21 protein-coding genes are annotated in these 22417 nt (G+C 65.3%); 14 read left to right on the plus strand and 7 right to left on the minus strand.

What is annotated here, in order from left to right:
• Positions 1–298: 298 nt before the first annotated feature.
• From J8I29_RS15080 to J8I29_RS15095, 4 genes are all read left to right on the plus strand, one after another.
• A complete protein-coding gene (locus J8I29_RS15080; RefSeq protein WP_068289116.1) occupies positions 299–1618 on the plus strand; it encodes a sugar ABC transporter substrate-binding protein in 1320 nt (439 codons plus the stop codon).
• Between the two features lie 429 nt (positions 1619–2047).
• Positions 2048–2938 carry a sugar ABC transporter permease gene (locus J8I29_RS15085; protein ID WP_068289120.1) on the plus strand — a complete coding sequence of 297 codons (891 nt, stop codon included), beginning with the start codon at positions 2048–2050 and terminating at the stop codon, positions 2936–2938.
• 3 nt (positions 2939–2941) lie between these two features.
• Positions 2942–3763: a carbohydrate ABC transporter permease gene (locus J8I29_RS15090; RefSeq protein WP_209432282.1), complete on the plus strand. Its 822-nt coding sequence runs from the start codon at positions 2942–2944 to the stop codon at positions 3761–3763.
• Between the two features lie 34 nt (positions 3764–3797).
• On the plus strand, positions 3798–4571 hold the full coding sequence (locus tag J8I29_RS15095; protein ID WP_209432283.1) for an SDR family oxidoreductase: 774 nt from the start codon (positions 3798–3800) through the stop codon (positions 4569–4571).
• 268 nt (positions 4572–4839) lie between these two features.
• Here the strand turns inward: J8I29_RS15095 and J8I29_RS15100 are convergent, their stop codons facing one another.
• Entirely contained in the window at positions 4840–5532 is a 693-nt protein-coding gene (locus J8I29_RS15100) for an RES family NAD+ phosphorylase (RefSeq protein ID WP_209432284.1), read from the minus strand.
• Positions 5525–6211: a DUF2384 domain-containing protein gene (locus tag J8I29_RS15105; RefSeq protein ID WP_068289129.1), complete on the minus strand. Its 687-nt coding sequence runs from the start codon at positions 6209–6211 to the stop codon at positions 5525–5527. Before J8I29_RS15105 ends, J8I29_RS15100 begins: the two co-directional genes overlap by 8 nt.
• Positions 6212–6425: 214 nt before the next feature.
• Between J8I29_RS15105 and J8I29_RS15110 the strand changes: the two genes are divergently transcribed.
• The gene (locus J8I29_RS15110; protein WP_068289130.1) at positions 6426–7238 is read left to right on the plus strand and encodes a hypothetical protein; all 813 of its coding nucleotides are present in this window, start codon (positions 6426–6428) and stop codon (positions 7236–7238) included.
• Between the two features lie 45 nt (positions 7239–7283).
• Complete coding sequence (locus J8I29_RS15115) at positions 7284–7886, plus strand: HutD family protein (RefSeq protein ID WP_209432285.1); 603 nt, start codon at positions 7284–7286, stop codon at positions 7884–7886.
• Between the two features lie 154 nt (positions 7887–8040).
• Here J8I29_RS15115 and J8I29_RS15120 read toward each other — a convergent pair whose 3' ends face one another.
• Positions 8041–8943 (minus strand): LysR substrate-binding domain-containing protein, encoded by a 903-nt coding sequence (locus J8I29_RS15120; protein WP_068289134.1) that lies wholly within the window; start codon positions 8941–8943, stop codon positions 8041–8043.
• A 276-nt stretch (positions 8944–9219) separates the two neighbouring features.
• On the opposite strand from J8I29_RS15120, the gene J8I29_RS15125 reads away from it, so the two are divergent.
• From J8I29_RS15125 to J8I29_RS15155, 7 genes are read left to right on the plus strand one after another with little or no spacing between them, the layout of a single operon-like run.
• Positions 9220–10743 carry a leucyl aminopeptidase gene (locus J8I29_RS15125; RefSeq protein WP_209432286.1) on the plus strand — a complete coding sequence of 508 codons (1524 nt, stop codon included), beginning with the start codon at positions 9220–9222 and terminating at the stop codon, positions 10741–10743.
• The gene (locus J8I29_RS15130) at positions 10733–11638 is read left to right on the plus strand and encodes a proline iminopeptidase-family hydrolase (protein ID WP_209432287.1); all 906 of its coding nucleotides are present in this window, start codon (positions 10733–10735) and stop codon (positions 11636–11638) included. Before J8I29_RS15125 ends, J8I29_RS15130 begins: the two co-directional genes overlap by 11 nt.
• Positions 11639–11662: 24 nt before the next feature.
• Positions 11663–13324, plus strand: coding sequence for an ABC transporter substrate-binding protein (locus J8I29_RS15135; protein WP_209432288.1), 1662 nt, complete (start codon positions 11663–11665; stop codon positions 13322–13324).
• A gap of 20 nt (positions 13325–13344) precedes the next feature.
• Positions 13345–14361: an ABC transporter permease gene (locus tag J8I29_RS15140; protein ID WP_209432289.1), complete on the plus strand. Its 1017-nt coding sequence runs from the start codon at positions 13345–13347 to the stop codon at positions 14359–14361.
• Positions 14361–15332, plus strand: coding sequence for an ABC transporter permease (locus J8I29_RS15145; RefSeq protein WP_209432290.1), 972 nt, complete (start codon positions 14361–14363; stop codon positions 15330–15332). The genes J8I29_RS15140 and J8I29_RS15145 overlap by 1 nt, the downstream gene beginning before the upstream one ends.
• Positions 15329–16288, plus strand: coding sequence for an ABC transporter ATP-binding protein (locus tag J8I29_RS15150; RefSeq protein WP_209432291.1), 960 nt, complete (start codon positions 15329–15331; stop codon positions 16286–16288). Before J8I29_RS15145 ends, J8I29_RS15150 begins: the two co-directional genes overlap by 4 nt.
• Before the next feature lie 8 nt (positions 16289–16296).
• A complete protein-coding gene (locus tag J8I29_RS15155) occupies positions 16297–17286 on the plus strand; it encodes a dipeptide ABC transporter ATP-binding protein (protein ID WP_209432292.1) in 990 nt (329 codons plus the stop codon).
• Between the two features lie 33 nt (positions 17287–17319).
• On the opposite strand, the gene J8I29_RS15160 is transcribed toward J8I29_RS15155, so the two are convergent.
• Positions 17320–18183, minus strand: a complete 864-nt coding sequence (locus J8I29_RS15160; protein WP_348536023.1) for a LysR family transcriptional regulator — start codon at positions 18181–18183, stop codon at positions 17320–17322.
• 133 nt (positions 18184–18316) lie between these two features.
• Here J8I29_RS15160 and J8I29_RS15165 point away from each other — a divergent pair, with 133 nt between their 5' ends.
• Positions 18317–19297, plus strand: coding sequence for a quinone oxidoreductase (locus tag J8I29_RS15165; RefSeq protein ID WP_209432294.1), 981 nt, complete (start codon positions 18317–18319; stop codon positions 19295–19297).
• Positions 19298–19451: 154 nt separating this feature from the next.
• Here the strand turns inward: J8I29_RS15165 and J8I29_RS15170 are convergent, their stop codons facing one another.
• The 3 genes from J8I29_RS15170 to J8I29_RS15180 form a co-directional block, all read right to left on the minus strand.
• A complete protein-coding gene (locus J8I29_RS15170; RefSeq protein ID WP_105863791.1) occupies positions 19452–20612 on the minus strand; it encodes a LysR substrate-binding domain-containing protein in 1161 nt (386 codons plus the stop codon).
• 323 nt (positions 20613–20935) lie between these two features.
• Positions 20936–21634: an ABC transporter ATP-binding protein gene (locus tag J8I29_RS15175; protein WP_209432295.1), complete on the minus strand. Its 699-nt coding sequence runs from the start codon at positions 21632–21634 to the stop codon at positions 20936–20938.
• On the minus strand, positions 21627–22415 hold the full coding sequence (locus J8I29_RS15180; protein WP_209432296.1) for an ABC transporter ATP-binding protein: 789 nt from the start codon (positions 22413–22415) through the stop codon (positions 21627–21629). Before J8I29_RS15180 ends, J8I29_RS15175 begins: the two co-directional genes overlap by 8 nt.
• Between the last annotated feature and the right edge of the window lie 2 nt (positions 22416–22417).

Below are 22417 nucleotides of genomic sequence, written 5' to 3' on the forward strand. Positions count from 1 at the left end.
GTACCGACAGATCGTGCCTGCTCGAGGCAGCTTCGTTGTTGACTTAAACAATCTCCATGATAGCTTTTGGAATGTTATGAAAATATATGAAAGAAAAATACCGACACCCGGAGGAAATGGCCTGATCCGCTAGCAATCGCTGCCAAAGCTCACTTGCCTTGCCCGAATTTGGATGAAGCTTGCGCATTTCTTCAATGCCGCGGCGCGGGGGCGTTTGTCTTCGAGCGACAGCCGGCTCGGCCATCGACTTTGCAGTGCATCGAGATGTCGAACACGACACCATAAGGAGGAGGAAACCATGCGAGCTCTCAAAACACTGTGTCTCGGCGCAGCGGCGGCGTTCATCGCCGGCCTGCCCGCACAGGCCGAAACCAAACTCACCATCGCCACCGTCAACAACAACGACATGGTGGTGATGCAGAAGCTGTCGAAGGATTTCGAGGCCAAGAACCCCGACATCAAGCTGAACTGGGTGGTGCTCGAGGAAAATACGCTGCGCCAGCGCCTGACCACCGACATCGCCACCAAGGGCGGCCAGTACGACATCATGACCATCGGCCTGTTCGAGGCACCGATGTGGGGCGAGCGCAACTGGCTGACGGCGTTCGACAACGTGCCGGCCGACTACAAGCTCGACGACGTGCTCAAATCGGTACGGGATGGACTTTCCTATAATGGCAAGCTCTATGCCCTGCCCTTCTATGCCGAAAGCCAGATGACCTTCTATCGCAAGGACCTGTTCGACAAGGCCGGCCTGACCATGCCCGAACAGCCGACCTGGAAGGACATCGACGGCTTCGCTGCCAAGATCCACGATCCCGACCATGGGGTCTACGGCATCTGCCTGCGCGGCAAGCCCGGCTGGGGCGAGAATATCGGCCAGATCACGCCGGTCGCCAATTCCTATGGCGCGCGCTGGTTCGACATGGAATGGAAGCCGCAATTCGACACGCCGGCCTGGAAGGAAGGCCTGACTGTTTATGTCGACCTCCTGAAGAAATACGGCCCGCCCGGCGCCGCTTCCAACGGCTACAATGAGAATCTCGCTCTGTTCGCCAGCGGCAAATGCGGCATGTGGGTCGATGCCACCGTCTCGGCCGGCTTCCTCAACGATCCCAAGCAGAGCAGCGTCGTCGGCAAGCTGGGTTATGCCCATCCGCCCTATGGCAAGTTCAACAAGGGCAACCACTATCTGTGGTCCTGGGCCCTGGCGGTGCCGGCTTCCTCCAAGGCACCGGATGCGGCCAAGAAGTTCATCTACTGGGCCACGTCGCCCGACTATATCAAGCTGGTCGCCGATTATTCGGGTATCGTCACCGTGCCGCCGGGCACCCGCCAGTCGACCTATGACAATGCCGACTACATCAAGGCCGCGCCCTTCGCCAAGCTGACGCTGGATACCATCCAGACCGCCAACATGACGGACGCCACCCAGGAGAAGGTGCCCTATCGCGGCATCTCCTTCGTCGGCATTCCCGAGTTCCAGAGCATCGGCACCGCCGTCGGTCAGGAATTCGCCGCCGTGATCGCCGGCAAGAAGACGGTCGACCAGGGCTTGGCGGCCGCCCAGTCGCTGACCCAGCGCGCCATGCGCCAGGCCGGCTATCCGAAGAAATAGCGCGACCGCAAGACGCCGATGCGGTTCACTTAAGTATCTTCAAGGTTGCACGACGATTGTCATGGCCGGGCTTGACCCGGCAATCCAGTCCGGATCCCCGTCGCGCGGGCGGCTTTTGGATAGCCGGGTCAAGCCCGGCTATGACAACCCGGAGTGTTTCCTCCTTAAGTGAACCGCATTGGCGCAAGACACAGGTTTGCCGGGGCGATCCCGCCCCGCTCCGTGCCAAGATGCGTTTTCTCTCCCGGAACGCATCTTCGGCGGCGCGACCCCGATCCTGCCTAGACCGGGATCGCGCCGCCTACTCCCGGAAAGCGGCATGTGCGAGCCGAAACACTTGCCCGCTCTCCCCTGTTTCGACGCGTCCTTGCGCTGCCGCCGATGCCGGCAGATCGCAGAACGCCCTGGGATCGATCCGAAAGGAGCTCCATGGCCGTCGCCTTGTTCGCCCGCCATCGCGGCGTCGGAGTTGACACGCGTCCCCTGCTGGCGCCGTCCGTTCTGTTGCTGTTCGTCTGGATGATCGTGCCGCTGGCACTCACGATCTACCTGTCGTTCCAGCGCTACAATCTGAACTATCTCGACCAGACCGGCTTTGCCGGCCTCGACAATTACCGCTACCTGCTCGAAGATCCGGGGCTGACCAACGCCATCCTCAACACCGTCATCCTGGTGGTGAGCGTACTGGCGATCACGATCGTGGTCGGCATCCTCGGTTCCATCCTGCTCGACCAGCCGGTGTTCGGCCGCGGACTGGCGCGCCTTTTATGCATCGCGCCCTTCTTCATCATGCCCACGGTCAGCGCGCTGGTGTGGAAGAACCTCCTGATGCATCCGGTGAACGGGCTGTTCGCCTGGATCTCACGTTCCCTGGGCCTGCCTGTCATCGACTGGTTCTCCGACTATCCGCTCGCATCGGTGATCATCATCGTGGCCTGGCAATGGATCCCCTTCGCGCTCCTGATCCTGCTGACCTCGCTGCAATCGCTCGACCGCGAGCAGATCGAGGCCGCCCGCATGGACGGCGCCAACGGCCTGCGGCTCTTCGCACATATCATGCTGCCGCACCTCTACAGGGCCATCACCATCGTGGTGATGATCGAGACGATCTTCCTGCTCTCGATCTTCGCCGAGATCCTGGTCACCACCGCCGGCGGCCCGGGCGACGCCTCCACCACCCTGCCCTACCTCATCTACAAGACCGCCCTTCTCGATTCCGACATCGGCGGCGCCTCCGCCGGCGGCATGCTCGCCGTGGTTCTCGCCAATATCGTCGCCGTCTTCCTCATGCGCACGATTTCGCGCACGCTGGAGGATTGATCGATGGCCGTCTCCCTCACCCGCCGCATCGTCGTCAGCATCTTGTGCTGGCTGTTCACCCTGGTGCTGTTCTTTCCCATCCTGTGGATGGGAATCACGGCCTTCAAGACCGAGCAGCAGGCGATTGCCACGCCCCCAATCCTGTTCTTCCAGCCCAGCCTGCACAATTTCGAGGAGATCCTGGAGAGCGCCGACTATCTCCACTTCTTCGCCAACAGCGTGATCATCTCGGTGGGCTCGACCATACTGGGTATCCTCGTCGGCCTGCCGGCCGCCTATGCACTCGCCTTCTTTCCCGGGTCGCGTGCCAAGGACCTGATGATGTGGATGCTCTCGACCAAGATGATGCCGGCCGTGGGCGTGCTCGTGCCGATCTATCTGCTGTTCCAATGGGCGGGGCTGCTGGATTCGCTCCTGGGCCTGACCGGCCTCTACATGCTGATCAATCTGCCGATCATCGTGTGGATGCTCTTCACCTTCTTTCGCGACGTGCCCAAGGAGATCCTGGAAGCGGCGCGCATGGACGGCGCCGGGCCCCTCAAGCAGTTCGTGTGGATGCTCTTGCCGATGACCATGCCCGGCATCGCCTCGACGGCACTGCTCGCCATCATCCTGTCCTGGAACGAGGCGTTCTGGAGCATCAACCTCACGGTGACGCAAGCGACGCCGCTGACCGCCTTCATCGCCCGTTTCTCGAGCCCCGAAGGCCTGTTCTGGGCCAAGCTCTCCGCCGCATCGCTGATGGCGATCGGCCCCATCCTGATCTTCGGCTGGCTGACGCAGCGCCAGCTCGTCCGAGGTCTCACCTTCGGCGCCGTCAAGTGACGACGCTATCGTTCGCGCGGAGGATATTGCAGCGATGTATTTGAAGAAATTTGACCTTTCCGGCCAGACGGCCTTCATCACCGGCGGCGGCCGCGGCATCGGCCTCGCCAGCGCCGAGGCCTTGCTGGAGGCCGGCGCCAAGGTGGTGATCTCCGATCTCGACCCGGCCGTGCTCACCAGCGGCCGGCAGGCCCTGGCCGACAAGGGCTGGACCGTCGATGCCGTCGAGCTCGATGTCACCGATGCCGATGCCGTCGGCCGGGCTGCGCGCGAGGCCAATGAACGCCATGGCGGCATCGACATCCTGATCGCCAATGCCGGCATCGCCTGGCCCGACACTGGCGGCGAGGACATGAGCGACGAGGTCTGGCGCAAGGTGATCGATGTCGACCTCAATGGCTGCTACTGGAGCTGCCGCGAATTCGGCCGGGCCATGCTGCAGCGTGGCAAGGGCTCGATCGTCACGCTGGGCTCGATGTCCGGGCTCATTTCCAACAAGCCCCAGCGCCAGGTCCATTACAATGCCGCCAAGGCCGGCGTGCATCACATGACCAAGTCGCTGGCCGGCGAATGGGCACCCCATGGCGTGCGCGTCAATGCGGTGGCGCCGACCTATGTCGACACGCCGATGTCGCGCGGCGGCTTCGACAAGCCGGAGCTGTTCCCGGTCTGGATGGAGATGACGCCGATGAAGCGCGTGGCACGCGCCGACGAGATCGCCTCGGCCATCCTGTTCCTGGCCAGCGATGCCGCGAGCGCCATGACGGGGGCGGTCGTCGTCGTCGATTGCGGCTACACCATCTGGTAGCCCGATCCCGCGTCCATCGGGAGCTTCGTTCCCCCGACCCAGGATAGAGCGCGGCAATCCTTCCCCGACTTCGGGGAAGGTGGCGCTGCGCAGCAGCGACGGATGGGGGCGAGTGGCGCAAGCCGGTCAGATAAAGGCGAGATCGCGCCACTCACCCCCACCCGAACCGGCTTCGCCGGTCCACCCTCCCCGAAGTCGGGGAGGGATTCTCGCGTACCACAGGGTTCTGCAGAGATGTGCGGACGAGGCAGACAGCCCCGCTCCGCCGTCAGGCCTTGCCCGCGACCAGCTTTACGCCGATGCGGTCGGCCAGCAGGGTCAACTCGGTGAGCGCCTCGGCCGAACCCAGGACGCCACGCGGCTCGCCCGCCGGAGCCAGGACATCGCCGGGAAGGCGGTCGCCGAACAGGACGAGAGCGAGCGCCCGATCGTCCTGCCGGGATATCCAGCACAGGCCCTGCACCTCGGGAAGCGCCTTGTGCCAGGCTTCGGCCCAGGCGCGCGTGCCGGGATACCGGTCCTTTTCCGTATCGATGAGCTGCGTCCGGCGCAGGCCGAGGCGGCGCAAGGCCGTGGCGCTGAGATCGACGAGCAGAAGGTCCTGCCGGGGCTCGAGCCGGGAATGCACCTGGCCGACGAGCCTGGCCTTGTCGAGGGTCTTCAGGCGCGCGGTGAAGGGAACGTCGTGAAAGACGGTTTCCATGGCAGCGCATTCGAAGGAGGTCCCGCCATAGAGGGTCGGGATCGGCGCGCCCTCCTCGTTCTTGATCGGACTGAAGCGGGCATTGCCGGCAAGGCCCGGATTGAACTGGGCCGGTCCGTATCTGTCGAGGTGGATCCGGTGGATGACCTGGCCCTTGGGCCAAGTCATCATGGCTGTCTTGGCGGCGAGTTGCGACGGCGGAACGGGCGTCGGCGGGCGTGCCTTGGCAAGCCTCGGCACCGCCCTGACCTTAGCCATGCAGCACGCCCTCCATTTCGTCGCGGGCCGCGGCGATGACCCGGTCAGGCTCGCGCAGCAAAAGGTCGAGCGGGCGCTCCCCGCCCAGATAGCTGTTGTCGGAGGCGAACCAATAAGCCGCGCCCCAGCCATCCCTAGCCGGGCCGAAGATCTTCAGGACCTCGCCCAGCGGCTTGGCCGGCCGATACCCCGTCGCAGGATCCAGACCATAGCCGGGGAAATAGTCGACACCCTGATGGCGGATGGCGAAGATCTGCCCGTCCTTCTTCCACTTGTTGGGCTGGGCGCTGGGATTGGTCGCGCTGAAACCCGCCACCTCGGCGACCTGGGCCGCGGTGAGCCATTCGCCTTCCTCCAGCACGGCCTTGCGTGCCTCGGCTGTCATCCTCGCTTCGGCCAGCATATGCTGGGGCAGCGGCACCTGGGGCACCAGGGCCTCGATGATCGACTGGAGCGCGGCCTTCTCGCGCCGGGCCATGATCGCGCCGACCAGAGGAGCAATCGCCTCGAAGGTATGGGCGAGCACCTTCGCCGCTGGAGAGCTGACCTGGTCCAGCGTCACGGCGATGACCTGCGTCCCCTTGGCGCCGAGATGGCCGAGGCCGTCGCGCACCTCCTCCGGGGTCCCGGTGATGGTGGTGACCCCCGACAATGCCTTGAGAGCCTGGGCGGTCGTCATGTCATCAGCTCCAATCTTGAAATGATCATGGTTATCTATATAGCATGATAACCCATCTCATCAAGACTATCGAACCCGAATGACCGGTCATGCCGGGCAGACGGCACGCCACGGTTTTCCCAAAGCAGCGTTTCGGAAAATGCGAATTCCCGTGGCGGCGGTGGACCGCTAGCCTTCGAACGTCGAAGCAGAACCGCTTCCGGGGATTTGCCCAATGGCATGGACACAGCCTATCCAGCATGAGCAATGGCAGCCCGCCGGCCAGGGCGGCTTGCGCCATGTCGCCGATGGCCTGCCGGCGGGCGACCCCGATCGCGGCGCCGTCCTGCTGCTGGGCAATTTCGACGGCTTCCATCGCGGCCACCAAGCCCTGCTCGATGCCGCCGAGCGCATTGCAGGCGGGGACCTGCCTTTGGCCGTGATGTCCTGCGAGCCACACCCGCGCAGCTTCTTCTGCACGTCGGATTCTCCCTTTCGCCTGACCACCTCGGCGACCAAGGCCCGTCGCTTCGCCGCCCTGGGGTTCGACTACGTGTTCTCCCCGACCTTCGATGCGGGTTTTGCCTCGCTGACACCGGCGGAGTTTGCCCACGGACTCCTCAAGCAGGCCCTCGGCATCAGTCATGTCGTCACCGGCGACGACTTCCGCTTCGGCCGATCGCGGGCCGGCGACGCAGACCTGCTGGCGCATCTCGGCAGGTCTCTCGGCTTCGGCGTGACCTGCGTTCCGGAAGTCTCGGCCAATGCCCGGCGCTGCTCCTCCAGCCAGGTCCGCGCTTTCCTGCGGGCCGGCGACATCAGGGCGGCCAACGCCTTGCTCGGTTCTGCCTGGATGGCGGAAACCGTCGCTTCCGGCGGCCAACTCGCCCTTTCACCGATGCTCTGCCGCCCGCCCGCCGGCCGCTATCTGTGCTGGACAGACGGCGGCACCCGGCACTTCCACCTCGGCGCCGACGGCGTGATCACCACGGATCGGGGCACAACGCCTGCCCCCGGCTTCCTTCGCTTTCTCGACCGGCTGGCCTGACCGGCCCAGCGGCAAGACCCGCGCATCATCACAACCCGGACTGTCATGGCTATCGAACATCTTGCCCGCGCCACCTATGCCACGCTGCCCTGGAAGAACGGGCGCGGGGAAACCGACGAGATCTATCTTTTGCCGCAAGGCGGCTCGCGCGAGGATTTCGAGGTGAGGATCAGCAGCGCCCCGATCATCGAGGACGGCGCCTTCTCCAGCTTTCCCGGCGCGGAACGGGTGATCACCCTGATCGAGGGAGAGGAACTCGACCTCGACTTCGGGGATTCCAGGCACCGCCTCCTGCCCTTCGCGCCGTTCCGCTTCGATACCGGCCTGGCTCCAACAGGCCGGCCGGTCAAGGGGGCGGTGCGGGTCTTCAACGTCATGGCCAGCCGCCAGTGCTGGCATCATGCCGCGCAGCGGGTGCTGGCTGGCCCCGGCAGCCACGAAATCCCACCCGACGACCTCGTCGTCGTCTTCTCCGTCAGCGGCAGCTGGAGCCTTGACACCACCACCCGGGGCGCCCTTCGCCTGGCGGAGCGCGACACGGTGATACTGAGGGAAGAGGCGGCAGCGCTCCGCGCATCGGATGGTGGCAGAAAGGCGCGCGCCCTCGTCCTGCGCCTGCGATCGGCCGTGGCCTTGCAAGGCCTGTGATACCGACGGCATCGTTGTTTGATCCGCGCGTCATTGCGAGCGCAACGAAGCAATCCAGGCCTGGAAAACGCGGTGGCCATGGCTCCTGGATTGCTTCGCTGCGCTCGCAATGACGATGTTTGACCGATCAATCATCAAGGCCGTTGGTATAATCTCAGCCGATCGCCATCGCCCGCTTGTGCTCGGCGACTTCACCGAACAACCAGTCCTGGAACAGGCTGGCGCCCTGCTTGTTGCCGACGCTGCGGCGCTGGTAGAGATAGATGCCGGCGGGATAGGTATGGCGGGCGCTGAAGGGAGCGATCAGTCTCCCCTGCTCCAGCAGGTCCTGTGCCATCATGGTATCGGCGAGCGCGATGCCGACGCCATTGATGGTTTCCCGCATGATCGCCGTGCAATCATCCATGATGCTGCCCGACTTCGACGGGCTGTCCGCAATGCCTTCCTGCTCGAGCCAGCGCTTCCACCGCGTGGTCTCGCATTCATGGATCAGGTGATGCTGGAGAAGGTCGGCCGGCGAGCGCAGCGGCAGGGGACCGTTCAAAAGCGCGGGCGTGCAGACCGGCGTCAGCACCAGCGGGATCAGCAGCGTCAGGGCGGGGCCGGCCTTGTAGTCGAACTCGTCGACGATGGCCAAATCGAAATTGGCGCGCTTGCCCGAGGTCATCACCTCCAGGTCGACGGAGGGATGCTGGCGGCGAAAGGCCGGCAGCCGGTCGGCCAACCACAGATTGAGCACCGCCGGCACGCACAGCACCCGGACACGATGCGCCTTGCCCTGCCGCGGGCCGTCGTGAAAGCTGACGTCGTCGGTGGCACGCCAGATCGCCTCGAAGGCCTCCGACAGGCTGCGCGCATAATAGGAGCCGCGCGTCGTCAGGGTGATCTGGCGAAAGCCGCGCTCGAACAGTTCCTGGCCGAGCGTGGTCTCCAGCGTACGGATATGGCGACTGACGGCAGAAGCCGTCAGATGCAGCTCTTCCGCCGCTTCCTTGATGCTGCCCAGGCGCGCGGCGGCCTCGAAAGCGCGCATGCCATTGAGTGAGGGGAGTGCCATGCGCCGATGATGAATTGTCGGATGAGTTTTTGTCAATCGACGTGGACGAAATTGGCGTTTGATCGCCCGCCAGCTTCGGGGATACCGAAGAAGGACCAAGTCGTCATGACAAAGCGACCATAGGGGACATCGGCACCGCACCGCTGCAAGAAGCGGTCGCGGCTCTGCGCATGCGCCAGAACTCCAGATCGAACGGCAACGGCTGGGCGCTGGAACGGTGATATGCGCCGGATGGCTACCCGCGCGTCGCGCTGCAATGAAGGAGCCTTCCGTCCGATGCCGCAATCTCCAGTACCCGTGTTCGAGCCGGCAGACGGGGTCCCCTCCACAGCCACCACCATCGTGGTCCTGAAAGCTGCCGGGCAGGAACTCGGCCCCCGGGCTGCGGCCCTGGACGTCGAAATGGGCGGCCTTCTGTCCCAGGTCTGCGCCGCCCCTGCCACACCCGCCGCATCCGGCACCTGCACCGACATCTTCGCACCACCGGCGGCATCGGTCCGGCGGGTGATCGTGCTGGCGCTGGGCAAGGCCGAGACGCTCGACGCCTTGTCGCTGGCGCGTGCGGGCGGCGCGCTCGCCGCGCATCTGGAAAGCAAGGACATCGGCGAGGCGACGCTCGTCCTCGATCCCATCGCCGGCGCCGATCTGTCCGGGGCTGAGATCCTGGCACGCGTCGCGCTCGGCATCCGTTTGCGCCGCTACCGCTTCGACCTGCGCAACAAGCGTCCGGTGGCTGAGGCGGATCAGGCCTGGCGGCTGGCGCTGGTTGGCGCCGGTAAAGCCGAACTCGCCGCAGCGCTGGCGCGGACCAATGCCATCGCCGAGGGCGTCGACTATGCCCGCACACTGGTCAATTTGCCCCCGAACCATCTTCATCCCGACAGTTTCCCCGATCACCTCGACGCCTTGCGCGGTGCCGGGATCGAGGTCGAGATTCTCGACGCGGCGCGGCTGAAGGAACTCGGCATGAATGCGCTGCTCGCCGTCGGTTCCGGCTCGGCCCGCGCCCCACGCGTCGCCGTGCTGCGTTATCGCGGCACGGGCTCGGGCGAGCAGCCGCTCGCCTTCGTCGGCAAGGGCGTATGCTTCGATTCAGGCGGCCTGTGCATCAAGGGCGGCGCCCAGATGTTCGACATGAAGGCCGACATGGGCGGTGCGGCCGCAGTGGTCGGCCTCCTGCTGGCGCTCGCCCGGCAGGGCAGCCCGGTCCACGCCGTGGGCGTGCTCGGCATCGCCGAGAACCTGCCCTCGGGTACCGCACTCAAGCCGCGCGAGATCATCACCACCGCCTCGGGCCAGACCGTGGAGATCTTCGACACGGACGCAGAGGGACGCTTGCTCCTGGCCGACTGCCTCCATTACGCCGCCTCGCGCTTCGAACCCTCGGTGATCGTCGATCTCGCCACCCTGACCTATTCGGTGATGCGGGGCCTCGGATCGGTCTTCGCCGGCCTGTTCAGCACGGACAATGCCATCGCCGCGCAGATGATCGCAGCCGGCGAAACGGTCGGCGAACGCTTCTGGCAATTGCCGCTCGACCGTGCCTATGACGAGGGCCTCTACTCGCCCTTCGCCGATCTCCGGCACCACGCCAAGGACATGGAAGACGGCGATGCGCCCTATGCCGCCGCCTTCCTGCGCCACTTCACGCAAGGCCGCCCCTGGGTCCATCTCGACATCGCCGGCAAGGAACTGGCCGACCGCGACCGCCCCCTCGGCCGGCAGGGCGCCACGGCCTTCGGCGTGCAGATGCTGGAAGAATGGGTCCATAACCGCAATGGAAAGCACAATGTCGCTTGAGATCATCAGCCGGGAAGGCCGGGCTGCCTTCCGGGACTACGAGACCTGGTACCGCATCAGCGGTGAGCCGGGCGGCGACAAGGCGCCGGTGGTGATCCTGCATGGCGGCCCCGGCGTCGCCCATAACTATGTCGACGCCTACAAGCTGCTCGCCCGCGACGGACGTGCCGTGATCCATTACGACCAGCTCGGCTGCGGCAACTCCACTTTGCTGCCGGAGAAGGGCGCCGATTTCTGGACACCCGCTCTCTTCATCGAAGAGCTCGAGAACCTCGTCGACCATCTCGGCATCCGCGCCGGCTTCCATGTGCTCGGCCAGAGCTGGGGCGGCATGCTGGGCGCCGAATATGCCGTGACCAGGCCCGATGGCCTGAAGTCGCTGACCATCGCCAACTCCCCTGCCTCGATGAAATTGTGGGTGGAGGAAGCCAATCGCCTGCGGGCCGACCTGCCGGCCGACATCCAGGACACGCTGACCCGGCACGAACAGGCCGGCACCACGGACGATGCCGAGTATCACGAGGCGACCATGGTGTTCTATGAGCGCCATGTCTGCCGGATCGTGCCCTTCCCGCCCGAGGTGGCGGCGAGCTTTGCCCAGGTGGCGCGCAATCCCACCGTCTACAATGTGATGAACGGCCCCAACGAGTTCCACGTCATCGGCACGCTGAGGAGCTGGAGCGTCATCGACCGCCTGTCAGCCGTCGAGGTGCCGACGCTGATCCTTTCCGGGCGCCACGACGAAGCCACCCCCGCGACCGTGCAGCCCTACAAGGACGGCATCAAGGGCTCGCGCTGGGAGATATTCGAACATTCCAGCCACATGCCGCATGTGGAAGAACAAGAAAAATGCATGCGGGTGGTCGGGGACTTCCTCAACCAGCACGACCGGTAAACACTTCACAAGAGGGGATCGACGATGAAGAAACTGCTTTTGGCCGCCATGGCCTCGGCCCTGCTGGCCGGCTCCTGGCTTGCACCGGCCCACGCCGAATATCTCAAGGAGCATCGCGGCGGCACCATCCGCCTGCTGGCGCGCTCGGCGGCGGGAACGCTCGATCCGCACATCAACTACACCGACCAGGGCTGGCAGATGTACCAGCCGGTCTATGACGGGCTGGTGATCTTCCGCAAGGCGGAAGGCAAGGACGGCTTTTCCGTCGTGCCCGATCTCGCCGAGGCGCTGCCCACCGTCAGCAATGACGGCAAGACCTTCACCTTCAAGCTGCGCAAGGGCATCAAGTTCTCGAACGGACAGGATCTCGGCGTGAAGGACGTCGTCGCCTCCTTCCAGCGCATCTTCAAGATTTCCGGCCCGACCTCCGGCACCTTCTATGCCGGCATCGTCGGGGCCGACAAATGCCTGGCCGACACCAAGAGCTGCACGCTGGAAGGCGGCGTCGTCGCCGACGAGGCGGCCGGCACCATCACCCTCAACCTGACCAAGCCGGATGCCGAGCTCCTCTATAAGCTCGCTCTGCCGCATGCGGTCATTCTGCCCGCCGATACGCCGGCCGAGGACATGGGCTCCCGCCCCATTCCCAGCACCGGCCCCTACATGATCTCGGCCTTCGATCCCAACAAGGGCATGACGCTTTCGCGCAACCCCAATTTCAAGCAGTGGAGCGAAGAGGCCCAGCCCGACGGCTATCCCGACGTGGTCCAGTATGATTTCGGCCTGTCCGAGGAAGCGGCCGTGACCGCGATCCAGAACGGCGAGGCCGACTGGATGTTCGACCCGCTGCCGAGCGATCGCCTCGCCGAGCTCGGCACCAAGTTCAAGGACCAGCTCCACATCTCGCCGCTGTCGGCATGGTGGTATGCTCCGCTGAACACGCGCCTCGCCCCCTTCGACAACGAGAAGGCCCGTCAGGCCGTCGCCTTTGCCATCGACCGCAACACGCTGGTCAAGCTGTTCGGCGGCAAGGTGCTGGCCTCGCCGGTCTGCCAGGTGCTGCCGCCCGACTTCCCCGGCCATGAGGACTATTGCCCCTTCACCAAGAATCCGGGCGCCAAATGGTCGGCTCCCGATCTCGACAAGGCCAAGCAGCTCGTGGAGGAATCCGGCACCAAGGGCCAGAAGGTCACGATCATCGTCGAGGACACCGCCGTCTCGCGCTCCATCGGCGTCTATCTGCAGAGCGTGCTGACCAGCATCGGCTATGTCGCCGACGTCAAGCCGATCTCGACCAACATCCAGTTCACCTACATCCAGAACACCAACAACAAGGTGCAGATGTCGGTCAGCCAGTGGTACAAGGACTATCCGGCGGCTTCGGACTTCCTGAACATCCTGTTCGGTTGCGCTTCCTTCCGTGAGGGCTCGGACGCCTCGATCAACATCTCCGGTTTCTGCGACAAGGAGATCGACGCCAAGATGCAGAAGGCGCTGGACCTCGGCGTCACCGACCAGAAGGCCGCCGACAAGATGTGGGCCGAGATCGACAGGCAGATCACCGACAAGGCGCCGGCCGTCGGCCTGTTCACGCCCAAGCGCCTGGATTTCGTCAGCAAGCGCATCGGCAACTTCAAGTTCAACCCGCAGTTCAACTGGATGGTCACCCAGGCCTGGGTCCAGTGACGCGCTGCGAGGGCACGCCCATGGCGAACGAAGCCGTTGCCATACCGTACAAGACGCGAGGGCCCTGGGCCCTCGCTTTCGTGAAACTCAGGCGCAACCGGGGCGCGATGGCCTCCCTCGCGCTCTTCCTCCTGATCGTGGCCTCCTGCCTCAGCGCACCGCTCTATGCGCGCTGGGCGGGCGTGGATCCATTCGCCTCGACGCTCGACGCCGTCATCCAGATCGACGGCGCCGAGGTCCCGGTGATGGAACAGTCGACGGAAGGGCTCGGGCTCGGCTACACGCCGATCGGCCCGACCTGGCGGCTCGGCACTTATTTCCTCGGCGCCGACAGCCAGGGCCGCGACGTGATGGCCCGCCTTCTCTATGGCGGCCTCAACTCGCTGATGATCGCGGGCGCCGCCACCATCTTCACGCTGATCTTCGGCACGGCGGCGGGCCTGATCGCCGGCTATTTCGGCGGCCTCGTCGATACAGTGCTGTCGCGTTTCCTCGACGTGTTGTGGGCCTTCCCGATCTATCTGCTGGCGATATCGCTTTCCATCGTCACCATCGCGCAGGGCATTTCGATCGGGCCGATCGTGATCGAATCCGGGAGCCTGTGGCTGCCGATCATCATCATCGGCATCGTCTACGTGCCCTATGTGGCGCGTCCCATCCGCGGGCAGGTGCTGTCGCTGCGCAGATCCGAATTCGTGCTCGCCGCCATCAATCTGGGCGTGCCGGGGCGGCGCATCCTCTGGCGCGACATCCTGCCCAACATCACCACCACCCTGATCGTCTTCGTGCCGCTGATGATGGCGCTGAACATGCTGACGGAATCGGCGCTCTCCTTCCTGTCGATCGGCGTGCAGCCGCCGGCGGCGAGCTGGGGCACCATCATCCAGGACGGGCAGGCGCTGCTCTATACGCGCCCTGCGGTCGCCCTGGCGCCGGGCATCGTCATCGCCCTTTCGGTGATGGCGCTCAACGTCTTCGGCGACGGCCTGCGTGACGCGCTCGACCCGCGTTCCAAGGTTCAATTGGGGCGCGACTGATGATCTATGCCATCCTGCGCCGCTTTGGCCAGATGCTGTTCGTGATGTTCGGCATCTCGGTGATCGTCTTCCTGATCTTCTTCGCCACGCCCGGCGCCGATCCGGCGGCGCGCATCGCCGGCCGCAACGCTTCCCCCGAGGTACTGGCGGCGGTGCGTCACAATTTCGGCTTCGACCAGCCGCTCTATGTCCAGTACGGCCTGATGATGCAGAAGATCTTCATCACCGGCGACCTGACCTCCTTCGTCAATCGCGGCTGGAAGGTGGTGCCGGCCGTGCTGGATTCCATTCCCGTCACGCTCTCGCTGGTGTTCGGTGCAGCCGTGCTGTGGGTCGTGGTCTCCGTGATCATCGGCATGGTCGCCGCCGCCACCCGCGACAGCTGGATCGACAGGCTCTTGATGGCGGCAGGGCTGATCGGCATTTCCATGCCGGTCTACTGGCTGGGCGAGGTGATGAACCTGATCACCCAGAGCCGCTATCACGATACCTGGCTGTTCGGCTGGGTGCCGCCGCTCGGCTACAAGAACCTCCTCGACGATCCCAAGGGCTGGTTCCTCACTCTGGTCATCCCCTGGGTCACGCTCGCCGTGCTCTATATCGGCATTTATGGGCGCGTGCTGCGGGCGGCGATCATCGAATCCCTGCAGGAGGACTATATCCGCACCGCCCGTGCCAAGGGCCTCTCGGAAACGCGCATCTTGCTGCGCCATGCCCTCCGGACCTCGCTGATTGCCTTCGTCACCTTGTTCGGCCTCGATTTCGGCGCGCTGGTGGGCGGTTCCGCCCTGCTGACTGAGGTGGTGTTCGGCCTCCACGGCATCGGCAAGCTCACCTATGACGCGCTGCAGAACCTCGATCTGCCGATGATCATGGCAACCGTGATGTATGCCTCCATGTTCGTGGTCCTCGCCAATGCCGTCGTCGATTTCATCTATATTCTCCTCGATCCGCGCGTGAGGACGTCATGATGCTGTCCGTCCGCGACTTGCGGGTCTCCTTCCGCACCGATGACGGCCTGGTGCGCGCCATCGACGGCGTCTCCTTCGATCTCGCCGAGGGCGAGATCCTCGGTGTCGTCGGCGAATCCGGCTCCGGCAAGACCGTGTCGCTGCTCGCGGTGATGGGCCTGATCACCGACCCGAATGCGAAAATCGAAGGCTCGATCCGCTACAAGGGTCGGGAACTGGTCGGCCTGCCCGCCCGGGAGCTGCGGCGCCTGCGCGGCAACGAGATCGCCATGATCTTCCAGGATCCGATGACGGCCCTGACGCCGGTCTACACCATCGGCTGGCAGATCGCCGAGCAGATCCAGGCCCATCGCAAGATCGGCAAGGCCAAGGCTCTGGAACGGGTGGAGGAATTGCTGGCGGAGGTGAACTTCCCCAATCCGCGCGAGGCGATGTCGCGCTATCCCCACCAGCTCTCCGGCGGCATGCGCCAGCGCGCCGTGATCGCCATGGCCCTGTCCTGCGACCCGGCCTTGCTGGTGGCGGACGAACCCACCACGGCGCTCGACGTCACCGTGCAGGCTGGCATCCTCGACCTCGTGCGCAAGCTGCGTTCGACCCATAATTCGGCTGTCGTCTTTATCACCCACGACATGGGGGTGGTGTCCGAGCTCGCCGACCGGGTCATGGTGATGTATGCGGGCCGCGTGGTGGAGCGCGGCAGCCGGGCGGAGCTGTTCTCCGATCCCAGGCACCCCTATACGCGGGCCCTGCTGGGCTCGATCCCGCCCTTGACCGGCGAGAAGCCGCGCCGCCTGCCGGCCATTCCCGGCTCGCCGCCTTCGCTGCTGCGGCTGCCGCAAGGCTGCGCCTTCGGCCCGCGCTGTCCGGTGCGCTACGAGCCCTGCCAGGCGGACAAGCCCAGCCTCGGCAGCGGCACGCATGCCGCCGCCTGCTTCCGGGTGGCGCAAGCATGAGCGGTGAGATGACAGACAGGAACCAGCCGATCCTCGAAACGCGCGCGCTCGGCAAGCGCTTCTCGATCGGCACCCGCTTTTCCGCCGAGGGCAGGCGCACCGTCCATGCGGTCGACAACGTCTCCCTCACGGTGCGGCGTGGCGAGACCGTCGGGCTGGTCGGGGAATCGGGCTGCGGCAAGTCCACTTTGGCCCGTTGCCTGGTCCGGCTCTACGACATTTCCGACGGCCAGCTCATCTTCGAGGGCGACGACATCACCGGCAAGTCGCTGGCCGAGCTCCGCCCGCTGCGTCGCCGGCTGCAGATGGTGTTCCAGGACCCGTCGGCCTCGCTCAACCCGCGCCGGCGCGTCGGAGACCTGGTGGCGGAGCCGCTGCGCATCCACACCAAACTGTCATCGGCCGAGATCGCCAGGCGGGTGGCGGAATTGTTCGATCTCGTCGGGCTGCTGCCGGATCACGTCATGCGCTATCCGCACGAATTCTCCGGCGGCCAGCGCCAGCGCGTCGGCATCGCCCGCGCCATCGCGCTCAATCCGGATCTGGTGGTTCTGGACGAACCGGTTTCGGCGCTCGACGTCTCGGTGCAGGCCCAGATCGTCAACCTTCTGGCCGATCTCCAGGAGAAGCTGAACCTCACCTATGTCTTCATCGCCCATGACCTCTCGGTCGTGCGCCAGGTCTCGACCCGGATCGCGGTGATGTATCTCGGCTCGATCGTCGAGGAAGGCCCGGCCGAAGAGGTGTTCGCCACGCCGGCCCATCCCTACAGCCAGGCCCTGATCTCGGCGGTTCCCATCGTGGAGACCACGCCGGGCGGCATGCGCAAGCGCATCATTCTCACCGGCGACGTGCCGAGCCCGCTCAAGCCACCGCCCGGCTGCCGCTTCCACCCCCGCTGCCCGGTCGCCCAGGATCGCTGCCGCACGGAGCGCCCGCAGGTGCGGGATTTCAGGCCCGGTCGCAAGGTCGCCTGCCACTTCCCGGTTTCTTCATAGGGCAGGCGAAGCGGCGCAGGCGGCGCTGCCCCCTCACCCGAAACGGGCGAGGGCGAAGTCGACGAAGGAGCGCAGCTTCGGGGTGATGCGGCGATCGGGCGCATAGAGGATATGCATGACCCGCGGCGGCGGCTCGTAGTCCGGCAGCAGCCGGACCAGGCGCCCGGCCTCGATCTCGCTCAGCACCAGCGACGACGGCTGGAGCATGATGCCGAGGCCGGCCAGGGCCGCCGTGAGCAGGGCCTGGCCGTTATTGGCAAGGAAGCGATAGGAGAGCTCGACCGTTTCCAGGCCGTCGGGGCCGGCAAAGCGCCACTGGTCGCGCGTGTTGCCATGCATGAAGCCGAGGCTTTCGTGATTCTGGAGGTCGGCCGGCCTTGCGGGATGGCCGTGCACCGCAAGATAGGCCGGCGCGGCGCAGACGGTGAACGTCATGGGCCGCAGCGGGCGGGCGATCAGGCTGGAATCGGCCAGCGGGCCGACGCGGAAGACGGCGTCATAGCCTTCGTCGACGAGGTCGACGACGCGATCGGACAGGCTGAGCTCGACATCGACCTCGGGGTGGGCGGCCAGATAGTCCGGCAGGACATTGGCCAGTTCATGCGCCCCGAAGGTCACCGGGGCATTGATCCTGATCCGGCCGCGCGGGGTCGCCCGGGTCTCGGCAGCCAGCACCTCGGCCGCCTCTACCTCGGCCAGGATGGTGCGGACCCGCTCGTAATAGCTTCGCCCGATCTCGGTGACGCTCTGGCGCCGGGTCGTGCGGTTGATCAGCTGCACGCCGAGGTGATCCTCCAGCAGGCGCACATGCTTGCCCACCATCTGCGAGGACATCGAAAGCGCGTTGCCGGCCGCCGAAAAGGAGCCTGCCTCTACGGCCTTGGCGAATACAGCCATGCTGGTGAAGCGGTCCATTAATTTGAAATCACCTGTTTCAAGTGTAGCGATCAACACTCCATTTATCACGAAATGCCCTAAGATCATAACAGACGACGACACCGCAATACGGTCCACTCAGGAGATACCGTTCATGTCCGTCCAACGCAGAGTCGTCGTCGCCGAGTATGGCGCCCCCGCCGTGATGAAGCTCGAGACGCGGGACCTCCCCGCGCCGGGTGCCGGCGAAGTCCAGGTCAGGCACACGGCGATCGGGTTCAATTTCATCGACGTCTACCAGCGCAAGGGTTTCTATCCGCTGCAATTGCCGAGCGGGCTCGGCTTCGAGGCCGCCGGCGTGGTCGAAGCGGTCGGCCCCGGAGTCGGCGACCTGAAGGTCGGGGACAGGGTGGCCACTATCAATGCGGGCCTGGGCGCCTATGCTGACAGGCGCAATGTCCCGGCCGACAAGCTTGCCGTCCTCCCCGCCTCCGTCAGCGACGAGGCCGCCGCAACCTTGTTCTTCAAGGGCATGACGGCGCAATATCTGCTGCGCAAGACCCATGCCGTCCAGCCGGGCGATCTCCTGCTGGTCCACTCGGCGGCCGGAGGCGTCGGCCAGATCCTCACCCGCTGGGCCACCGCTCTCGGCGCCACCGTGATCGGCACCACGGGCTCGCCGCAGAAGCGCGATGCCGCCCTCGCCGCCGGCTGCAAAGCCGTGATCGATCTCAACGATCCCGCCTGGCCGGAAGCCTTCCTGGCGGCAACCGGCGGCCGCAAGGCCCGCGTGGTCTATGACGCCATCGGCAAGGATACGCTGATCAAGTCGCTCGACTGCGCCGCCCCTTTCGGGCTGGTGGTCTCCTATGGCGCGGCCTCCGGCCCGGCGCCCGCCATCGACCTCGACCTGCTCAACAAGAAGGGCGGCCTGTTCATCACGCGCCCCTCGGTGTTCGCCCACAATGCCGACAGCGCCAGCTTCCGCGCCAATGCCGCCGATTTCTTCGACGCGGTCGCCAAGGGGCATGTGAGCGTCGACATCGGGCAGCACTTCTCGCTCGACGAGATCGCCAGGGCGCATGAGGCCGCCGAGGCCCGCCAGGTCGTCGGCGCCATCCTGATCACGCCTTAGGGAGATGCTGCCGCGGCGCTAGCTCTCACCTCTGGCACTTGCCAAAAAGGCGCTAACCTCTCCCCATACGGGCCGGGATGCACATATTCTCAGACCGCGCCGAACGAAACGCGACGCCCTTCCGCGCCGTCGTGCTTTCCCGTACTAGACCACCTCATCGCCTTGCAAAGCGCTTGGCGCACAGATCGGCGAAATGCCGGGCCGCGGGCGAGAGTTCGCGCCCAGCGCGATGGGCCAGCACGATGCGGTTCTCTCGATGCCTGCCGGTCAGCGGACGGGTTGCCAGGTTGAGGCCGTCATAGCTCATGTCCGAGGCCGGCTTGGTCGCCAAAATCGAATAGCCGAGGCCATGGGCCACCATGCCGCGCACCATCTCGAAGGAGATCGAGCGATAGGCGATCAAGGGCTTGATGCCGGCATCCTCGAGAATGCCGGTGAAGTAGTCGCGGCTGGGCGGGGCATCGAGCAGGATCATCGGCTCGGCGGCGAGGTCCTCGGGCGCCACCTCGCTCTGATGGCAGAGCGGATGGTCGGCGGCGAGCAGGACATAAGGCGTCAGCTCGCCCAGGGAGAGTTTTTCGAACTCCTCGCCGAGGTCGAAATCATAGAGAAGCGCCAACTCGCTTTCGCCCGCCAGCAGGCTTTCGCGCAGACGGCGATGATCGCCCTCGATCAGTTTGACGCCGATGCCGCCCATCTCGCGGATGAGCGAGGGCATGAGATAGGGGCCGAAGGTGTGGAAGCAGCCGATCACCAGCCTGGCGGTCTCGCCCGCCAGGGCCGCGCGCAGCGAACTCGCTCCCTCGATCCGGTTCGACGAGCCATAGGACCGATTGGCATAGATCAGCGGCGAACCATGGCGGGAGAGGTGGATGTCGCGCACCTCGCACAGGAAGATATGATGCGTGCCGACCTTTTCGCTCGACAGCAGTCTGCAGTCGAACGCCACCAGGGGGTCGGCGATGCGCGGCGCGCCGGTCGATGCCGTCACCCATTCGGTGCATTCGAACTTGTCGCCGATCTCGTCGCGGAAACGCCCGGCGAAGACATCCGAGATGTAGGACTGGTCGTCGCGCAGGACATTGACGCAAAGCACGCCGTTCTCGACGATCTTGGCCGCGGCCGGGCTGAGATGGTGGACGCAGACCAGCATGGTCGGCAGCTCCGTATCGGCCGAAACCGAGGCCATGGCGGAGACGGTCACCCCTGCCCGGCCGGCCGGCCCGTCGGTGGAGACCACGTTCACGGTGCAGGCGGCCTGGCTCATGCCGCCGAGAAACTTCTCCCGCACCTTCGGATCGATCCCCGCGCCCATCCGCTCTCTCCCACTGGTCTCAAGAATCTGATTCAAAATTCACAACGAGGACGAGATAGGCTCCACTTTTGTCATGCCCGGGCTTGACCCGGGCATCCAGACACCGCACCCCGTTGCGATTGCGGCCAGCTGGATCACCGGGACAAGCCCGGTGATGACAAGAAGTCCTGGTTTCCGTAACTTTTCGGCCGGCGTCTTAACGCTGTCACCCCGGGCCGTTCAGGCCAACGATCCTTCCGGAAATCGTCGGCACTGGAAAATATGGATTTCCGCTGCACGGGTTCAGAAAAGCCGCAGCCCATCCGACATCCGCGGGGGCCGCCTCAGAGATAGAGGTGGTGCACCGTGTCGTTGGCGAGCAGGTCCTTGCTGGTGCCGCCCGCCGCGATCTGGCCGCGCACCAAGAGATAGCCGCGATCGGCGATCGAAAGCGCCGTTTCGGCGTTCTGCTCGATCAGGAGCACGGTCTTGCCCTCGTCGCGGATGCGCCCGACGATGTCGAAATATTCGTCGATCAGCTTGGGGGAGAGGCCGAGCGAGGGCTCATCCATCACCACAAGCTGCGGATCGCCGATCAGGGCGCGAGCCAAGGCAACCATGGCCTGCTCGCCGCCCGACATCGTCCCCGCGCCCTGCGACAGCCTCTCGCGAATGCGCGGAAACAGGCTGGCCATTGCCTCCAGCCTGTCCTCGAACGGCACCCGGCATCGGGAGGCATCGAAGGCGAGCTTGAGATTCTCCCGCACATTCAGGGTCGGAAAGAGCCGGCGCCCCTCGGGGACGAAGCCGACGCCGAGGGCGGACAGGCGTTCGGTTCCCACCACCGCCACATCCTTGCCCGCTATGCCGATCGAACCGGCGTCGAGCCTGATCAGGCCGCAAATGGCGTTGAAGGTCGTGCTCTTGCCGGCCCCGTTCGGCCCGAGCAGGCAGACGAGCTCGCCCTTGTTCACGGCAAGCGAGACATTGCGCAGCATGGGCACCGGCCCATAGCTGGTCGAGACGGATTTGAGTTCAAGCATGGCCGGCCTTGTGTCCGAGATAAGCCTGCTGGACGCGCGGCAGCTGCCGCACCTCCTGGAAATCGCCGTCGGCGATCTTCCGGCCGTAATCGATGACGGCAACTCGGTCCGGCAGGGCCCTGACCAGGCGCATGTCGTGCTCGATGATCAGGAAGGACAGGCCGGCGCGCCGGGCCATGACGGAGCGGATGCTCGCCATCAGGGCGTCGGTGTCGCGGTCGTCCATGCCCGAGGACGGTTCGTCGAGCAGGATCACCTTCGGATCGGAAGCCAGCGCCCGGGCGATCTCCAGGCGGCGCCGGTCGGCCTGGGGCAGCGTGCCGGCCAGCGTATGGCGCCGCTCATAGAGGTCGGGCGAAATGGAGCGGATCAGGTCGCCCGCCCGCTCCGCCGCCTCGTCGAGCTCGGCCCGTGCCTTGCCCGGGCGCAGCAGCGCCGTGAGCACCCCGGTGCGGGTCCGGCAATGCATGCCGATCACCACATTGTCGACCAGCGTCAGATCGTTGAACAGCCGGCTCGATTGGAAGGTGCGGGTGATGCCGGCGGCAGCGATGCGGTGGGCGGGGCTGCCGGTGATGTCCCGCCCCTCCAGCGCCACCGTGCCCTTGGAAGGACGGTAAATGCCGGTGATGACATTGAACAGCGTGGATTTCCCCGCCCCGTTCGGCCCGATGATGCACAGGATCTCCGAGCGAGCGAGCCGGAGATCGACGCCGTCGACCGCCGTCAGCCCGCCGAAGCGGATGGTCAGGTCGCGCGTCTCCAGAAGCGCCTCGCTCATGC

Origin of the sequence: Labrys sp. LIt4 (genome assembly GCF_017813775.1) — a bacterium.
GTDB lineage: Bacteria > Pseudomonadota > Alphaproteobacteria > Rhizobiales > Labraceae > Labrys > Labrys okinawensis_A.

Coding starts and splice junctions, on each gene's coding strand:
- J8I29_RS15170 (WP_105863791.1), bottom strand. CDS start 20,612: ATGGGCGCGGGGATCGATCCGAAGGTGCGGGAGAAGTTTCTCGGCGGC.
- J8I29_RS15160 (WP_348536023.1), bottom strand. CDS start 18,183: ATGGCTGTATTCGCCAAGGCCGTAGAGGCAGGCTCCTTTTCGGCGGCC.
- J8I29_RS15130 (WP_209432287.1), top strand. CDS start 10,733: ATGTCGCTTGAGATCATCAGCCGGGAAGGCCGGGCTGCCTTCCGGGAC.
- J8I29_RS15145 (WP_209432290.1), top strand. CDS start 14,361: ATGATCTATGCCATCCTGCGCCGCTTTGGCCAGATGCTGTTCGTGATG.
- J8I29_RS15125 (WP_209432286.1), top strand. CDS start 9,220: ATGCCGCAATCTCCAGTACCCGTGTTCGAGCCGGCAGACGGGGTCCCC.
- J8I29_RS15150 (WP_209432291.1), top strand. CDS start 15,329: ATGATGCTGTCCGTCCGCGACTTGCGGGTCTCCTTCCGCACCGATGAC.
- J8I29_RS15155 (WP_209432292.1), top strand. CDS start 16,297: ATGACAGACAGGAACCAGCCGATCCTCGAAACGCGCGCGCTCGGCAAG.
- J8I29_RS15110 (WP_068289130.1), top strand. CDS start 6,426: ATGGCATGGACACAGCCTATCCAGCATGAGCAATGGCAGCCCGCCGGC.
- J8I29_RS15090 (WP_209432282.1), top strand. CDS start 2,942: ATGGCCGTCTCCCTCACCCGCCGCATCGTCGTCAGCATCTTGTGCTGG.
- J8I29_RS15175 (WP_209432295.1), bottom strand. CDS start 21,634: ATGCTTGAACTCAAATCCGTCTCGACCAGCTATGGGCCGGTGCCCATG.
- J8I29_RS15115 (WP_209432285.1), top strand. CDS start 7,284: ATGGCTATCGAACATCTTGCCCGCGCCACCTATGCCACGCTGCCCTGG.
- J8I29_RS15085 (WP_068289120.1), top strand. CDS start 2,048: ATGGCCGTCGCCTTGTTCGCCCGCCATCGCGGCGTCGGAGTTGACACG.
- J8I29_RS15165 (WP_209432294.1), top strand. CDS start 18,317: ATGTCCGTCCAACGCAGAGTCGTCGTCGCCGAGTATGGCGCCCCCGCC.
- J8I29_RS15180 (WP_209432296.1), bottom strand. CDS start 22,415: ATGAGCGAGGCGCTTCTGGAGACGCGCGACCTGACCATCCGCTTCGGC.
- J8I29_RS15120 (WP_068289134.1), bottom strand. CDS start 8,943: ATGGCACTCCCCTCACTCAATGGCATGCGCGCTTTCGAGGCCGCCGCG.
- J8I29_RS15140 (WP_209432289.1), top strand. CDS start 13,345: ATGGCGAACGAAGCCGTTGCCATACCGTACAAGACGCGAGGGCCCTGG.
- J8I29_RS15105 (WP_068289129.1), bottom strand. CDS start 6,211: ATGACGACCGCCCAGGCTCTCAAGGCATTGTCGGGGGTCACCACCATC.
- J8I29_RS15095 (WP_209432283.1), top strand. CDS start 3,798: ATGTATTTGAAGAAATTTGACCTTTCCGGCCAGACGGCCTTCATCACC.
- J8I29_RS15080 (WP_068289116.1), top strand. CDS start 299: ATGCGAGCTCTCAAAACACTGTGTCTCGGCGCAGCGGCGGCGTTCATC.
- J8I29_RS15135 (WP_209432288.1), top strand. CDS start 11,663: ATGAAGAAACTGCTTTTGGCCGCCATGGCCTCGGCCCTGCTGGCCGGC.
- J8I29_RS15100 (WP_209432284.1), bottom strand. CDS start 5,532: ATGGCTAAGGTCAGGGCGGTGCCGAGGCTTGCCAAGGCACGCCCGCCG.